Source organism: Cyclobacterium salsum (assembly GCF_010119245.1).
Classification (GTDB): domain Bacteria; phylum Bacteroidota; class Bacteroidia; order Cytophagales; family Cyclobacteriaceae; genus Cyclobacterium; species Cyclobacterium salsum.
In genome coordinates this window covers 309,558-326,602 of the sequence record NZ_WNKG01000002.1, presented here as the reverse complement: position 1 = coordinate 326,602, position 17,045 = coordinate 309,558, and the positions used below count along the sequence as shown (strand labels likewise).

Genomic DNA, 17,045 nt, shown 5'->3' with positions numbered 1-17,045 from the left:
GGATAGAAATGTGGTTAATTTTTGGAAAGCGATCGATCGATAAATTGCTGATTCAAGGCATCCGAATCGCCATATTGTTCCCGAAGCTCCTCCAGCCGGTTGTGGAGCATTTCCTGCACCTCCTGGTAGTCGGGATCGTTATAAACACTATTCATTTCGTTAGGATCGGCTTCCAAATCATACATTTCCCATTCGTCAATGTCGTAATAGAAATGAATCAATTTATACCTATCCGTCCGGACACCATAGTGCCGTTTTACAGCATGGGGGCCCGGGTATTCGTAGTAGTGATAATAAATGGCATCTCTCCAGGGAATTTCCTCTCCTGCAGCCAGCGCGCGCCAGGATTCTCCCTGCATATCATCGGGCTTTTCCAATCCTGCATAATCCAGTAGGGTTGGCGCATGATCCAGGTTTAGCACTAAATCCTCCACCACGGTGCCAGCTTTGATCTCCTTGGGATACCTCACCAGCAAGGGAGTGCTTAGCGATTGTTCGTACATAAAGCGCTTGTCATACCAACCGTGTTCGCCCAGGTAAAAACCCTGATCAGAAGTGTAAACCACAATCGTGTTATCCAGTAAGTCATTTGCTTCCAGGTAGTCCAGTACCTCTCCGATGCCATCGTCTACTGATTTTACTACCTTAAGGTAATCTCTCAAATAACGGTGAAACATAAACTTGGCAAGTTCTTCCCCCCTGGGCAAGTCCTCCTTGAATTTTTCATTTGGCGGACCGTATACGGCGTTCCAGGCGTCCATTTGCTCCTCCGTCATGCGACCGAAAGGCGCAGCCAGACGACTCGGCTCACCGGTGAAGGGATTTTCTTTAAATTTCATATCCCAACCCCAATACATATTGTCAACAATTTCCATTTCCTGTTCCCGGGCAGCAGTCCCTCTCCCTTCATAATCATCAAAGAAATTCTCCGGAAATTCAAACTCCTGGTCCTCCAGATAGGAAAGGTATTTTTCTTCCGGCATCCAGTCCCGGTGGGGCGCTTTGGTATGGTAGTTAATGGCAAAAGGTTTGCTTCGGTCCCAATCCTTTTCTATCCAGTCCACCACAAACTGAGGGATCAGTGCCTCGCAGTGCCCTTCAAACTTCACTTCCTCTTCTCCGTTTTTTATGAATTCAGGGTTATAGTAACTTCCCTGACCGGGTAGGGTGAGCGAAAAGTCGTACCCTTGCGGTTTTCCTCCCAGGTGTATTTTTCCGATAAGTGCCGTTGCATACCCCGCTTCCTGCAACAACTTGGGGTAAATGCTCTGATCCCAGTTGAATGGCCCCACATTATCTACTTTCCCATTGAGATGGCTGTATTTTCCTGATAGCAGGACCGCACGGCTGGGGGCACAAATAGAGTTGGTGACAAAACTGTTTTTAAAAAGGGCTCCTTCTTTCGCCAGGCGATCCATATTTGGAAAATAAACACTATCCAGCAACCCGTGTCCATAGGCATTTATGGCCTGCTGGGTGTGGTCATCCGTCATGATAAAAAGAATATTGGGCTGCTTCTCAGTCACTTCTTCTTGTTGACAACTGGTAAGAAAACCACTCACTATAAGCAATACACTCAGCAAAATTCCGGAATGCCTCCGCAGCCTTGGTTGGATTAATAACAGGTGTTTTTTCATCATTTTTACTAACTATGGTTTTTGGTATTTAGAGAAAGCCCGGTGCTATTCGTTCATAAACCGTTCTACAAATTCATCGTGAATGGGATCAGCTGTTCGTTTCATTTCTTTCCGGACAAGCTCCCGGAGCCGGACGATGTCCTCTTGATAGGCTGGGTCATCAATTAAATTTACCAGCCCGTCGGGATCATTTTTAAAATCATACAGTTCCTCTGGAACCCGATACACGTACATGTCCAGGCGTTCTTTAATGGCTTCATCTTCAAGTGCCCCTTCCTTCATGGCCTGAAACGTTCGGCCACTGGCCGCATCGCCCCTGATTTCATGATCCCCATCGCTCCAGAAGTTGACAATATACCCAAATTTTTCCTTTTGGACACCGCGCATTGAGTAGTCAACCCCCGCAAAAATCCGGTGAAATTCCGTAAAAACGGTGTTCCGGCTTTGCTGAGTCCGCCCCTTTAGTACAGGTAAAAAAGACGTACCATCCATATCTGGCACCACAGGTAAATGCAAGGCATGAAGGATCGTGGGCATAAAGTCTATACCTGAAATAAAATGGGTGCTGTCCACCTGTCCTTCTCGAACGTTCCCGGGCCATTTAATGATCCAAGGTGTTTTGTTGCTGTTGAGGTAGCAGTTTGATTTGGCAAACGGAACGGCCATGCCGTTATCACTGATGAACATAACCATCGTGTTTTCGTCCAATCCTGCATCGGATAGAGCTCGCAGCAGGGCCCCAACAGTTTGATCCAGACGGTGAACAGAGGTATAATACTCCGCAATCTCCTTCCGTATCTCTGGCAAATCAGGAAGAAAAGCCGGTACTTCCACTTCCGAAGGGAGAATGGTCCGGGTGACTTCCGGCAAGTCTTCGCCCCATTGCCTTTTTTCCTGGTCACTGCCAGCAAAGGGACGGTGGGGATCATGGCTGTTTGCCATAAGAAAAAAGGGTTTCGCTTCTTTCTTTGATTTCGTGAAAAATTCCAGGGCATACTGGTAATACAGATCCGGATCCCTTCCAATACCCATCCCAGAGGCAAGATCTCCTTCCCGAATGTAATAATCCCAGAAAAATTTTTCCGTGGGTTTGAGGTGTATTTCCTTTCCCAGAACCCCATTCAGGTAGCCGACATTGTGAAGCTGTTCCGGCAAGGTAGTGACGGCTTTATCGATGGGGTCGAAAGCGGGAGCCCCGTTATTATGCGGATACCTGCCCGTCAAAATGGACTGACGGGAGGGTTGGCATACAGCGATATTGACGAAGGCATTGGTAAACCGCATGCCGCTTTGGGCCAGTTTATCAATATTTGGAGAAATTTGATCTATCGAATTACCATAGCAGCCAAGTGAATTATAATTCAAGTCATCCGCCGTTATCAAAAGTATATTGACCGGAGCATATTCTGCTTCTTTTGTTCCCGATTGATCACAACCTAAAAAAAGAAGGTTATTTAGTGAAAAAAGGAAAAAGAGGTTGATTTTTACCATTTGCGAAATGTACTTATTTTTTCCAGCTTGTAAAACAGAAAATAGATGACTACTCACCGTTCCCTTTTCTCTGCGGTGTTTGCGGTGGTTGGGGTCCGGCATCACTGTCGTTTGAATAGGGAATACTTCCATGAGGAGCCAATACCAACCCCCATTCATCAATGTAGGATTGGGCAGGTCTGAAGTCATCATCGATCTCTACCAGCAAATCCTGAAGCCTTGCATCCAACTCCTGAACCAAATCCGAATACTCGGGATTCGAAACCAGATTATTCATTTGAAGTGGGTCGGTGCGGTCATCAAAAAGAAGCCAGGGGCCATCGAGGGACCGTACATAGGTGTACCTGGCTGTTTTTACTGCCCGATACTCCCGACTATATTCCCCTCTTTCCCAGGGGGCAAGTTGCATGTATAGGACGGCTCGGTCTTCCTTTTCCACCCCGTCTCGTACCACAGATGAAAGATCTTCTCCCTCAACCGTCTCGGGGATAGGTAAGCGGGCCAAACCAAATAGGGTGGGAAATATATCTGGCGTAGTAATGGGCATGTCTACTACCATTCCTTTCTCTCCATGGATAGCTGGGTACCGAAGCAAAAACGGAACGGCTGCGGATTCACCTAGGGGTACCTGTTTTGCCTTTGGCCTTACACCGTGAGAACCGAGCATTTCACCATGATCTGAGGTAAATACCAGCAGTGTGTTTTCATCAAGCCCCATTTCATTCAAGGTAGCTAGCAAATCCCCTATACTTTTATCAAGGGCCTCACTGTGGGCATAATATCCTTGTGCTTCCTGGAGTGCCTCGCTTTTTCTAGATTCCGGTACATTTGCGGGCAGGGTAATCTCATCCAACGGATAGCGGGATTTATACTCCTCAGGTGCCGTGTGATGAGGAAAATGCGGTGTCCCGTAGGAAAGGAATAAGGCAAAGGGCTTATCGCTGTCGGCATGATCCCGAATGTACTGCTGGGCATCCGCTGTCTGGGCAAAGGTGTCATAACCCTCCCAATATAATTTCTCATCAGAGTCCCCTGTATAATAATGCGAATGGTTGTAGTTATGGTCACATTCGGCTGCCTTCCAGTACTGAAACCCACGACGGCGTTCGGGAGGGATAAAGGAGTGACGGCCCTGTCCGTCCAGATGCCATTTACCGATATAGGCCGTTTGATACCCTCCGGAAACCAAGGCATCCGCAATGCATAATTCCGTGGGCGGAAGGTGAAGGTCATTTAAAAACATACCGGTAGAAGTAGGATACCTGCCTGTCATCAGGGACGCTCTATAGGGCGTGCAAATGGGCATGACAGAGACTGCATTACGGAAATTAAAACTTTCTTTTGCCAGTTGATCCAGGTTCGGTGTCCTTACATTCGGGTCCCCTGCATATCCTGTGGCCGAAGCCCGCCATTGGTCTGCCAAAATATAGATAATATTAGGCTTTTTTTCTTCTGTTTTGGGAGCACAGCTAACTGATAAACAGAATGATGCACAAAATAGATAGGTAACAAAGCGCTGAAATTGCAGCCTATTCTTTGCGTAAAATAAAAGGTATCGGTTTCTCATTTTCATATGTTTATAATTGTCTTTAAGCGGCCATATGGAATCTCGCATGCTTTATAATCATCCCTCTGTGTGTCGCCTCCATCATGCTCGATTTCATGTGTTTATAATTGTCTTTTAGCGGTCACATAGCCTGTCCCGATACCAAATCGGGAGAATCTTTGACGATTAAAATAAACATTGCCCTGTGTGTTTAATGATGATTTTAATCGTGTCGATTTCATCCTATTTTTTACTAATTAAACTGATGGCGGCTGTTCCCAACAAGCCAGACGGCAATAATGGGCTCTTGCCCGTGAATTTCCCCCTGGCGTTTGTTTGCGTAAACGGAGTTTTTTCCGGATTCCGAAAGTCCCCGACAATCCGGTTATTCCAGGTATTAATTACTTTTACGGTAATGGTGTTGCTTCCCTGCTTCAAATGCGGCGTGATACGGGTTGCATACGGAGGAAGCCACACCATCCCACAGTCATTCCCATTGACAAAAACCTGGGCCATTTCCTGAATGTCTTCAAATGAAACGAAAGCCTCTGCCTCAGCAGCTAGCACATCTGCATCGATGGTAAATTCCCGGGTATAAATGGCGGAACCGGAATAGTAGCTGGCCCCTTCATCTTCCAATTCAGACCAACTAATAAGCTTGTCTAATTTCAGTGAATCCGGACCGCCCATTTCGGAATCAAAAGCAATATCCCACTGCGTGGAAAGATCAATTGACGGGTAGTTCTCCTCTGAGTGGAGGTGAGCTTTTAATCCATTCTGCAAATCGTGGTGCAAGTCCTCATCATCTATTCCATTAGTTTCCTTCCGGAAAACCACAAATCTGGATGCCAGCGGATCCAAAGTAATCTCCATTTGCAATCCGTTATCTACTTTTGCGAATTCGACCTGCCGCTGTATTAGTCCTGTTTCAGCATCCCACAATTCGGGTTTGCTGTCCGGATCTACCCTGAAAATACAGGTGATTTTTTCCTGTTGTTCGCTGCTGTTGGACAGGAAAAAAATATCTTCATCCTCCGTCTGCCGGTGAACAAAATCGATATGGAGGTCCTGATTATCGGTTCCGGAAACCTGAAAATCAGGAGGTATGGAACGTTCCTCCAATACTTCCTGCACCGACTTCCCCCAATAAACGGTGCCCTTTCCGTACTTGTGGGAAAGGACCTTTTCACCATCACAATCACCCCAAATTCTGCCAGCGATCTGCCTCACTTCCTGATCACTCGCTGGATAATTTTTTAAGGAGGTGCTTCTTTCGGGTTTTCTCCCAATCACCACTGCTCCATTAGCTATCAGTTTATCGAGCCTTTTTAATACTTCAAGGGATATATCCGCCCGGTCCGGGAGCACCATCATTTTATAGGCCGGTCCATGCGGCAATACCAATTGTCCATTTTCGGTTTCCAGGGTTTTGGTAATCACATCTTCATTGATATAATCGGATTGATATCCCGGCAGATTTCCGGGGTTGATCGGTTTGGGCCTGCCGCAGTGGGGACACTTACTTTCGTCATAAAAATAAGGAGGGAAAATGCCCGGCATGTCAGGGGTATAGTTGGGGTCCATCCTCCTGGGAGGTACCAAATTAGGTGCGTCGTCTCCGTAATATAAGAGTACGTCGGCTACAAAATGGCCCTGGCGTAACATATAGGAACACCTGGCTATATAATCCATAAAAGGCCGGGCCATTTCCCACCAGGTAGCGTTGACATTGACATGCTCCCCAGCATGGTACACAAATCCGGGCTTTCCGGCAATTTCCGGATTATGAGAAAACGTATGAAAAACTACCTGATTCAGCCCTTCACAAAAGGCAATATCAATAAGCTGCTTAAAGTCTGTCGGGCCGTGTTGCCAATGGTTCCAGCCAGTTAGTGATTCTGAGGCAACGATATTCTTTCCGTAAATATGGGCAGCACTGGCGGCTTCCTTCGTAACCCAGTGCCGTTGACGGTTCCAGAATTCACCCATAGGTATGTGGGAATTTCCAAGGGCTTTCAGCGGTTCAACCCTCGGACTGCCACCATGGCCCGCTTCGGTGACCATCTGAACACCTCGTTCTTCTACCATCTCCACCGTTTTTGCGTAGTGGTTTTCAATCAGCAAATCACTGACCAATCGCCTGTAGTCTGCTTCAAATCGGTCCTCAACCAGGGAATCGGAATGGTGAAACCCCTGCAAGAAGGGCAGATAGGGCCGAGGATCGTAGGCATACCGATCTTCGAATTCCCGCATAAATTCCGGTGTCCAATCCGTCATTTCCCACACCTCATAACTGTCCAGAAAAATGAAATCCATCTGTTTCTGAGGCGTACTGACCTGGTCCAACCTTGAGAATAATTCTTCAAAATGACGCTCAGTAGCCTTTTCACTCAAGTGATCGATGATTAAACCTGATGAGTTAGGACTGGGTACTACCAAAGGCTGCAGGGTATTGCAGCTGAAAAATGAACGGATTTCCCACCGTCCCTCCGGTACCTGCCATTCTATTGGCTCTCCTGCATTTTCAGGGATTGAAAGAATGATGGCATCTTCCGGATCATATACCTTTGCCGTGTTTTGAGGAATCGCAATCACCGTGAGGAGTTCACAGTTCTCGGCTGTTCCTCTGGAAGATTTGGGATTCTTCAGTTCTAGCTTTATTGTGGAGGGACCCTCAACCCATTCAGCGGTATTTAATAATTCTTTTGAGCCGTTCGGTTCATTGATCCATTCACCACCGGAATTCCAGCTGCTGGCCGAACTAATGCCCAAGTCAAGCCCCAATGAATGACTGGTAGTTAGGGCTAACGATATGTATTGTAAGGATTCAGGCCCGAGAAAGGCCGGACCATCCGGAATCATCCCATCGGGATTGATTAGGGCACCGATGTCCCAGATAATGGCACCCCGTAGGCCTTTGTCTTTCATTTCCTCTAACTCATCCACCAGCTTTACGGTATCCACATACCCATTCATCCAGGTCCATAGTGCCAGCGGACGGTATTCGGTAGCCGGATTGCGAAAAGATTCTTCCGAAAGAAGGACTTCTGGTTTTTCTTTTTCTTGCCGGGAAGTACAGCCAGAGCCCGCAAAAAAGAACAGCCATATCACCAGCAAAAGTGGGGATGCTGCCGGGTTGCGGAAAGGAATATCAAATTTGTACAGGCTTGAGACTATGCGAACCAAGGGAATATAAATGGATTAAGACGAAAAGATTATAAATGTAAGGCCAGGCATCGGTTAAATCTTCCACGATCTTACCCAAAAGGCATGGTATGTTAACCCTTTTGCCTCACAGTGATGGCAGCTTCCGCAGGGATGAAGAAACCCATCGTTGGTCCCTGAGCCGGTCGGGCTTCGGCAGGCTCAGCCTGAAAAGGGAGCAATCTGGTCCGGAGCGAAAACGCGAGTCCTCCGTAGAAAGCAAATAAAAAACGAGTAGCGCAAACGTACAACGACAGACTGCCGCGGGTGCTGGCGCGGTGAACGAAATTCGAATAGGATCAGGTCCGCACCCTCGCAGTGACCGTACTTGCCGTCATTGCGAGAATTAACATTTTAAAAAACGCAGGAATCGGGATGACGGTATAATTTTGAAGTGATTATATCATATTGAAAACCAAATACTTATAAAATACGTCATCGGTAGCCTCGCGAAGCAATCTGATCCGGAGCGAAAACGCAAGTCCTTCGTAGAAAGGAACTAGAAAACGAGTAATGGAAACGTACACCGACAGACTGCCGCAGGTGCTATCGGCCCATTCCCGGATACTGAGCGGAGCCGAAGGGAGCGGACCAATGGAGCGGAAATGAAGGAATAGAAAAAAAGCCCTAAAAAATCAATTAAAGGGCATTTTTTCCAGGTGAAGGTGTCAGTCGAACGGAGAAATCTGAAAAAACATGCTCCTGAAATGCTCAAAATCCTTCGGTTTCCAATATATCCATCAAACTATCTCTTGTCGTACTGTGGGTACAGGAACCTTCTTCAACGCACACACAACCACCTTCGGTTGCAAAAGCACAATGAGAACATCCTGAGCAGGTTTCGCTAGCAGCGGCCGTCGCTTCAAGATTAATTCCCTTTCTGACCAGTTCATAAGCAATTTCACTCGTACTACCGTCTTTTTCTTTTGCCGTTAGGACAAGAAAAAAATCATTGGCATCGGAAGCAATTCTCAGGTCTGTTAACATGCGCTTTCCTTCAAAGTGGCTTTTAAGCGCTTTTTTCAAACGGGGCGATTGTACAATTTCTGCCTTTTCGTTTCTGACTTTACCAACCACATAAGTTGCCATTTTCTCATGACCAGATAAACGTTCATCGCCAGGGGTACTTAAACCAATTTCATATCCAACCGATGAGAAAATAACTGCCATCAGAAGAACGGAGACTAAGGGAAAGATAAATAAGGTGAGGTTTTTCATAGTAATGTTTTTTTTAGGGTGGTCAAATGGGTTTATAAATAAACCCATTGTTTTCACTATTTTGATTTTCAGTATTTTATACACAATTTAAGCAAGGAATTGCCGTACAGCAATACCTCAAATGTGGTAATCTAATGTGTAACCATGGAGAAAAAAATTGATTATATCGACCTGGTCAAAGCCTTTGGAAAACAGAATTATACCATCTTTAAAAAGGATTTTCAAGAGGCAATAAAAAAAAACCCCATTCTAACGGGACTTTGGACGGTGGGAAAATGGTTTTCTTTTATTGCAAATACTTATACCTGGGAACTTGAGATGGTCACCGGAAATAGTATGGAAGTAATCGGATATTCTAACGAGGAGATTGTAACTAGAAATAAGGATTTTATTTCTTCGTTTATTCACCAGGAGGATTTTCCTTTTGTCATCCATGTAATTCATGAAGCCATGAGGCTTGTCAATGATCTTGAGATAAAAGAAAGACCGTTCGTTTTTGTGGTTTTTTATGCGCGTTCTGTCAAAAAAAACGGTGAGGTCATCGTTATACAAAACCAGAATATCCCACTTGTATTTGATGAAAACAACATACCGTTTGTATTCGCCAATATTATTACAGACATATCACACCTTCAGCCCGCGAATATTCCACATGCTATAATCATCAACGGATTTTCCAACCAACATTACCATTTAAGTAATTCAAGCCTGGGGTTAAAACCTTTAACGAATCTTTTTTCAGCCCGTGAGTTAGAAATTCTAAAATGGTTGATCAAAGGATACACAAGCAAGGAAATTTCACAACTCATTCAAATCAGTTATGAAACGGTGCGGACCCATAGGAGGAATATTCAAACAAAAGCGAAATGTAAAAACACCAGAGAACTGATAAATTTTGTTATGATGAACAAAATTGCATGAAGTTTTTCCTTAAATTTAAACCAAAACAAATTTCCTAAGTTTTGGGCAGTCTATACCGACATTGGAGCTTCGGCTCAGTAAAGCCCACAATCATTTCCATTAAAGCTCCCTTCGTTTGCAGGACCAGCGGACCAATTGCCTGTTTTAAGGGCCTGCCCGTTCGTTTTTAATCCGATTTTCCAATTCGATGACCCTTTGGATCAACCTGTCTGCTGTGTTTTCATGGTAAGCGTCAAAAGGAAGGGCAGGATTGCGGACAAGAGGGGAAGGGTACGTTCCCTGACGGTATAGCAGCCTTTTAAAAAAGGGAATAGAAATCTCCAGGTGTTGGTTCGAAAACGCCAGTACGGGAAGGATGTATTCAAAAAGTTCCGCTGCCTCGGTTGTTTTCCCTATCGTCCAGAGCCGGTAGATTTCCGTGTAAATCCAATGCATACCGGTGGGCATAAAGGCATGTACTCCTCTTTCCAGTCCTTCTATCAATTGGGTCACCGCCCATCCCCCGCTCACATTCAAACGTCCTCCGGTCAGCGAAAGTATCCTGGAATATTTGTACCCAGCCGGAACGGTTTCGATTTTTAAGCAACGAAATGCCTCCACGCTGTCAAAAAGCTCACAAATTAAATCGTCTGGCAATCCATAGCCAGAAGCATCCCAATCCTGCAACATGATCATCTCCACGTCGATCTCTGCCAACCGAAAAAAATCAGATTTAAACTGTTGCTCGGTTTGATAAGGGATTTGAAACAGTACTTGCTTGCAGCCCAGATCAAGGTAGGATTTTAGGAGGGATTTTGCTTTTGCCGGGTCCGCCTCCCCTGCCCCTGCAATGACCGGAACTTTCTGATTTACGGCTTCCAAAACGGTTTCCACTAGTTTGATCCGTTCCCGATGTGAAAGGGAGTACACTTCCGCAGCCATTGCCGGCACGAGGAATCCAGCCACCCCGGCCGACAGGGCCTCCCGGACATTTTTCCGGAGGGCAGCATAATCAATGGCTCCACCGGCTTTGAAGGGTGTGTTCAAAACCGTCACGATGCCAAAAAGCGGATACAGGGTTTTATGCATGTTTTCCCTTTACTAATGTGTGAAATTATTTCTCAATAAGGCACTACAATTCTTCTTTTACTATTAGGCAGCTTGCTTATTTATAATCCAAAGTTATCCATTGTCCTAAGTTAGTTTTACTCCTTTTTTCCATTTTCCTCATTTTTTGCGTAAACCAAATTCAGGACGAGTCACGTTAAAAAAGGTGATTATTTCCTCTTCATAAATAAGCTACTTATTTCTCCTGTTTATTCCTTCAGGGAATCTGAATTTTTGTTCCCTCCCACTCTTGGAGGAGACTTAAACGAGGCATAATACATACTATTCTTCTTTACGGAAACAAAAAGCACCTTACCATAAACCAACCGATCAATTTTTACACCAGCCTAATTTGAAGATGAATAGATTCGCTTCCTGCTATCGGAGTCAAGTAAAGAAAAAAACACCGTCCCATATTTATTGCGAATAATTTGCAGGAATTTACTATATTCACTCAGTGGTTTTTTTAGATTAATTCTGCTTTTCTGCTGCGCTTCAGGTGTCGATTCTTCAGTACTGAACCGTTATTGTAAATAGTTAGAACCAAAAGAGCCGGTATATTTAATAAACCCGCAAAAACCTTCTATTACCCTCTACCTGCTTCTGTTGATGAATGTCATAGGATAACGGACTTCTGCTTTCCATATAGCATCCATTTTCCCAGCAGGTAGAAAAACGATATCAAATGACTGTAATTAAGAAAAACACCTTGTACGGGCATCAACTTAAAGGGACATGCCTATCCTATTTTAGTTGTAAGAATCCGGCGGATACCAGAACAGTGGCTATGGGACTTTCTATTATACTCTTGTTCTTTTTCACTGCTGTTACTGCACAGAATAATAAAGATAAATCCGACGCAAGTAAGATCCGAAAGGCAAATGTTGGCGGTTACATGATTACTCAAAGGGAAAAGGTTGATGAATCATACAATGCAGGCTATTCCATGTATGCAGCGGCCTGGCCTTTATTAAGGGAATATTCAGGAAGGAGTTTTCAATCAGGCTTGTTTGGTACCTGGATGCACCCGCAGTATGACGGGCCTTTGCCAGTAGAAAAGTTGTATACGGATATTGAAGGAGGTCTTGGCTGGTGGCGCGATACCGAGTTTGCAACGTCGACGCCTAAATTTATAATGGGCGGTGTACAACTTAATTTTGCAGGATGGGCCAACGGTCCAGGGGCCGGTAGAGGAAGGGACTGGAGCGACCCGAAAGGGAAATACGGCGTAGCTCAACTGAGTCCATGGCTACTGTGGCCTCCGGATGGCCTGAATCTCAAACAAGGCACCAATGGTGAGCTATTTGGTAGTGGATACCTGCCTTTACCGCTTACTGAGCCGACATCTACCACCGCAGGTACAGCTGTACCCACTGGCAATCAGTGCTGGACCTTATTTTTAAATACCGGAAATTTTAAGGGTCCCGTGGCATTCTTTACTCCTTATTTTTGGAGTCAAGCATCAGTGGAAGACCCTCGTCTGAGTGGACTGTTTTTAGATCAACGTCCCTCAGAACCGAATAAACCCTTTCAAATGGAAACCCAGCATATTCACTCCTATGAAGCCACTGACTCCAAAGGTCAGACCTATGCACGTATGGCTCCGACGCAATATCCGGCAGGTCCAGATGGCAACTCGGAACTGCTTCACCGCCTGATGGTCTATAAAAAGGAGGCCCTATGGGACAATGTCGAAGCATGGTTTGACGGGGGTGATGCTGTTGGCGGTAAAATAAAACTGGAACACGCTACCTTGCAAAAGTTTAACAAAGGTGTCAGATCAAACTGGAAATTTTACGGAGAACATATTCCAACCGACAAACGTGCTTTAATGAATATTACTTCCTACATGGACGCAAATGTTACTGATTCGACTACCTTAAGGGTTCGCTGGGAAGGAGACCTGATTACAAAAAGAAAAACAAATAGCCATAACCTGATCACACTTCCTGAATACTATAAAATGGAGAAATCCAGCGAGGACGATATGGGGCAATGGGTGGCAGTGGCTCCGAAAGAGGTCCCTTCTGAAACCGGACTCCATAATGTGAGCTTTAATAGGGCTGAAGATGACAGGCCCTCCCTTACTTATGTTACTCCTGAAGAGGGAGATAGTAGCTGGAAAAATCCAGGCCCGGCGGCTGGGCCTTTCAAGGCAAAACTGGGAGATGGCAGTACCGTTACCTATTACTGGTATCGATTTGCCGACCAACCTGCCTTGCTCAATGCCGACATGAGTAAAGCAGCACGTGAAGAAATGCAAAGAAGGGTGGAACTACTGCACAAGCATTGGAAAAAAGACCAGGAATACCTGCCTCCACCTTTGATAGGAGAGTTAGCCGATGTTGACCCAGCCTTGATCGTCAGTCCACCAGCGGGTATGGAGGTAGGATATGTGCCTATAGTTACAAAACAGGGATTGGAATAATGGGTCCATTCGGGACCGAAACCCATAATTGGAGAAAATTATGATAAAAAACGTAAAAATATTACTCTTAATTGTAATGATTTTCCTGGTAAAGGCCTCTCTTCTCTCGAATGTCGCCAACTGTCAGTCAATTTCATCCCAGACCTATCGTCAGGTTGAAGTCCCTGAGCGCACTAAAGAGAAGTTGAAGGATATTTATGAAGATAATATTTATATAACGAATTCATTCAATGGAAAATGGCTTCCTGATGGTTCGGGGTACCTTCTACTTGAAAATCTACCGGGAGAGGATACACAAGCACTGGTAAATTATGGTGTACCCGGGGGAAACCGAACGGTGCTGATTTCCCCAGAGGATTTTGACAGGTATGGCTATTCAGTCCCTTTTATCATTGAAAACTATGTTTTGTCTTCGGCGGGTGACAAAATTTTAGTAGAAATGTCCGGTAAGGACAACGATTTCACGGAGTCCGATTATTGGATGGTAGATCGGAATACAGGTGCCAATGAAAAGGTTGTGGCCGGAGGAAATAACCGTATTTCTCCGGATGGTACGCAAATTCTCTATGCTGAAGAAGCAGATCTTTTTGTGTATAACCTGATCAGTAAAAATACTACCCGACTTACGTTTGATGCCAATTCCGAAACGGTTACCAACGGAAGGGCTGTTTGGAGTCCTGATGGTACGCATATCGCATTTGTGCAATCCGATGTGAAAGAGGTGAGAAAAAGAGCTTCACTTATTCCCGGTGATCCTTCTTACCCGGAAATAAGAGAGCAGCGATTTGCCCGGGTCGGGGGAGACATTGCTGTATTGCGTGTGGGTGTTGTGGACACATCAGGACAAGAGACCCGGTGGTTACCAATACCAATCCCAAAAGAAGGATATTATCTTGGAGAGGTAAGCTGGGCAGGAAATTCGGAGGAGGTACTTGTGGAAAAGAGAAGCCGATTCAGGGACCAGAGACAATTTTTGATTGCCGACATTAATAATGGAGGTATAAGTACTATTTACGAGGAATCTAATCCGGCCTGGGTAGTAGCTAGTTATGGAACAAACGGAGGAGTGGATTGGATTACTGATACCCGCAATTTTATTATCCTGACTGAAAAGGATGGCTGGAGACACGCCTATTTGGTGTCTGCTGAAGGAAAGAAAGAGATATTATTGACACCGGGAGATTATGATGTCATCGGAAGGGCAGGTATGGATGAGGATAAAGGGTGGTTTTACTATTATGCCTCTCCGGACAATGGGACCCAAAAGTATTTGTACCGGGCACCTGTGGACGGAAAAGGAAAAGCGGAAAGGATAACTCCAATAGATCAGCCGGGGACGCACCATTATACGATCTCTCCTGAAGGGAACTGGGCATTTCATACTTTTTCTTCAGCAAATACTCCTCCTGTAACTGAACTTGTCAGTCTTCCTGAGCATAAAGTGGAACGTGTCCTTGAAGCTAACATTGAGCTCCATGAAAAAGTCAAATGGCTGGTCCCACAGCCAAAAGAGCTTTTAAGCCTTGATATAGGCAATGGGGTGGTTATGGATGCCTGGATGATCAAGCCTTCCGATTTTGATTCGACCGCCAAATACCCTGTTTTTGTGTATGTTTATGGCGAACCTCACGGGCAAACGGTAATGGATTCCTGGGGACATGCGATGGCTGATTATCATCGTGTTATCGCCGATCTGGGATATGTGGTAGTGTCATTTGACAACCGGGGAACCCCATCCCCAAAAGGAGCAGCATGGCGCCGGGCGGTAGCCGGAAGTTTGGGTCCCCTGTCAACGGATGAGCAGGCAGCAGCCTTACAGGAGCTTGGGCGAAACAGGCCCTATGTTGACCTTAACCGGGTGGGGATCTGGGGATGGAGCGGCGGCGGGTCAAATACCCTAAATGCAATGTTTCGTAAACCGGACGTATATGATGTGGGAATCGCTGTTGCACCAAAGCCACAACCGCACCTTTACAACGCATGGTTTCAGGAGATATACATGAAAACTCCTGAGGTGAATCCTGAAGGATACCGCAAATCGGCACCAATAAACTTCGCAGAAGGATTAAAGGGGGATCTTTTGATCATTCACGGAACAGGTGAAACCAACACCCACCTTGAAATTACCGAGGGGCTGGTGGATCGCCTGATCGAATTGGGTAAGCCATTTGACTATATGGCCTATCCCAACCGAAATCATGGTCTGAGTGAGGGAAAAGGCACTTCACTGCATTTGAGGCTTTATATGGTGAGGTATTTGCTTAACCATTTACCTGCAGGGGCCCAGTAAACTTCATTCAGAAGAATTGGGTAGGGTACCATTTTTAAAAAAGCTGCTTGGAGAATTTGATCCGCCACATAGTTCCAAACTGAATGCATATGAATTCAGGTAACGATACAATTAATAAACGCTACGCTTATAAAATAATGGAAAAACATCCGGCAAATATTCTGAGAATTGGTCTAAGCGTATTCATAATTACCATTCTATCTTTTACAGGATTTACACCAAAAAGCCCTGCGCCTTTGAAAGTATTTATTCTTGCAGGACAATCCAATATGGTAGGTCATGGGGAGGTTGAAAAGGGAGATCGGGGAAATCTTAACTACCTGATTGGAAATGATAAAAAGGGAGAATACCAGCATCTGGTAGATGAAAAAGGTGACTGGAAGGTACGGGATGATGTATTTATTTACTTTAACCATCAGGAAAAAATTCATACCGGTGGATTGACAGTTGGCTATGGTGCCAACGAAAATACAATCGGCCCCGAATTACAATTTGGCCATGTTGTGGGAGATCATTTCGATGAAGATGTCTTGATTATTAAAACCGCCTGGGGTGGTAAAAGCCTTGCTGTTGATTTTTTTCCTCCGGGTGCTGCAGGTGCGTCAGGGTATAAAAATCGACCAATTACCCCTGGAGATACCGGATATTATTATGTGCAGATGCTTTCAATAGTTAATGAAGTGCTGGGCCATTTGGAAGATTATGTGCCTTCTTATGAAGGTCAGGGCTATGAAATTATGGGCTTTGGATGGCATCAGGGATGGAATGACCGGATCAATCAAGCCGCTAATGATGCCTACAAGGAGAATATGATCCGTTTTATTAAGGAGGTTCGAAAAGATCTTGGCGTATCCAACCTTCCTTTTGTCCTGGCTACAACAGGGATGTCAGGCTGGGAGGAAACCCATCCTAGGGCTTTATCATTGATGGAGGCCCAATTGGCTGTCGCCGATTTACCGGAATTCATGGGTGATGTCAAAGTGGTAGAGACAAGAGATTTCTGGCGTGAAGTCGAAGACTCACCAGCCAATCAGTCCTATCACTGGAATAGAAACGCCGAATCCTATTTTCTGATTGGGAAATCAATGGGTGAATCAATGCTCGATATTCTTCAGCCCTGATTCATGATCAGGGCTGAAAATGCAAAAATAAGGGCGATAGATAAGGTGTAATTGCAAATTTCACCCAAATGAGCGTATTTTTTCTCTGTATCAAACTTTTTTG

11 protein-coding genes are annotated in these 17,045 nt (G+C 45.2%); 5 read left to right on the top strand and 6 right to left on the bottom strand.

What is annotated here, in order from left to right:
• Nucleotides 1–14 precede the first annotated feature (14 nt).
• The 4 genes from GJS45_RS04140 to GJS45_RS04125 all read right to left on the bottom strand — a co-directional run bounded on the left by GJS45_RS04140 (nt 15) and on the right by GJS45_RS04125 (nt 7,860).
• Entirely contained in the window at nt 15–1,640 is a 1,626-nt protein-coding gene (locus GJS45_RS04140) for a sulfatase family protein (RefSeq protein WP_235954586.1), read from the bottom strand.
• 42 nt (nt 1,641–1,682) lie between these two features.
• A complete protein-coding gene (locus GJS45_RS04135; protein ID WP_235954585.1) occupies nt 1,683–3,260 on the bottom strand; it encodes a sulfatase family protein in 1,578 nt (525 codons plus the stop codon).
• Nucleotides 3,178–4,695, bottom strand: coding sequence for a sulfatase family protein (locus GJS45_RS04130; protein ID WP_162340196.1), 1,518 nt, complete (start codon nt 4,693–4,695; stop codon nt 3,178–3,180). Before GJS45_RS04130 ends, GJS45_RS04135 begins: the two co-directional genes overlap by 83 nt.
• A gap of 222 nt (nt 4,696–4,917) precedes the next feature.
• Nucleotides 4,918–7,860 carry a glycosyl hydrolase gene (locus GJS45_RS04125; RefSeq protein WP_162340195.1) on the bottom strand — a complete coding sequence of 981 codons (2,943 nt, stop codon included), beginning with the start codon at nt 7,858–7,860 and terminating at the stop codon, nt 4,918–4,920.
• 89 nt (nt 7,861–7,949) lie between these two features.
• On the opposite strand from GJS45_RS04125, the gene GJS45_RS04120 reads away from it, so the two are divergent.
• A complete protein-coding gene (locus GJS45_RS04120) occupies nt 7,950–8,105 on the top strand; it encodes a hypothetical protein (RefSeq protein WP_162340194.1) in 156 nt (51 codons plus the stop codon).
• A 484-nt stretch (nt 8,106–8,589) separates the two neighbouring features.
• Here GJS45_RS04120 and GJS45_RS04115 read toward each other — a convergent pair whose 3' ends face one another.
• Entirely contained in the window at nt 8,590–9,096 is a 507-nt protein-coding gene (locus GJS45_RS04115; protein ID WP_162340193.1) for a hypothetical protein, read from the bottom strand.
• Nucleotides 9,097–9,240: 144 nt separating this feature from the next.
• On the opposite strand from GJS45_RS04115, the gene GJS45_RS04110 reads away from it, so the two are divergent.
• On the top strand, nt 9,241–10,017 hold the full coding sequence (locus GJS45_RS04110; protein ID WP_162340192.1) for a LuxR C-terminal-related transcriptional regulator: 777 nt from the start codon (nt 9,241–9,243) through the stop codon (nt 10,015–10,017).
• Nucleotides 10,018–10,161: 144 nt separating this feature from the next.
• Here GJS45_RS04110 and GJS45_RS04105 read toward each other — a convergent pair whose 3' ends face one another.
• Nucleotides 10,162–11,085, bottom strand: a complete 924-nt coding sequence (locus GJS45_RS04105) for a dihydrodipicolinate synthase family protein (protein ID WP_162340191.1) — start codon at nt 11,083–11,085, stop codon at nt 10,162–10,164.
• Nucleotides 11,086–11,788: 703 nt separating this feature from the next.
• On the opposite strand from GJS45_RS04105, the gene GJS45_RS04100 reads away from it, so the two are divergent.
• The 3 genes from GJS45_RS04100 (at nt 11,789) to GJS45_RS04090 (ending at nt 16,942) form a co-directional block, all read left to right on the top strand.
• Nucleotides 11,789–13,531 (top strand): hypothetical protein, encoded by a 1,743-nt coding sequence (locus GJS45_RS04100; RefSeq protein ID WP_202928028.1) that lies wholly within the window; start codon nt 11,789–11,791, stop codon nt 13,529–13,531.
• Nucleotides 13,532–13,571: 40 nt separating this feature from the next.
• On the top strand, nt 13,572–15,821 hold the full coding sequence (locus GJS45_RS04095; RefSeq protein ID WP_235954584.1) for a S9 family peptidase: 2,250 nt from the start codon (nt 13,572–13,574) through the stop codon (nt 15,819–15,821).
• An 89-nt stretch (nt 15,822–15,910) separates the two neighbouring features.
• On the top strand, nt 15,911–16,942 hold the full coding sequence (locus GJS45_RS04090) for a sialate O-acetylesterase (RefSeq protein ID WP_162340190.1): 1,032 nt from the start codon (nt 15,911–15,913) through the stop codon (nt 16,940–16,942).
• Nucleotides 16,943–17,045: the final 103 nt, after the last annotated feature.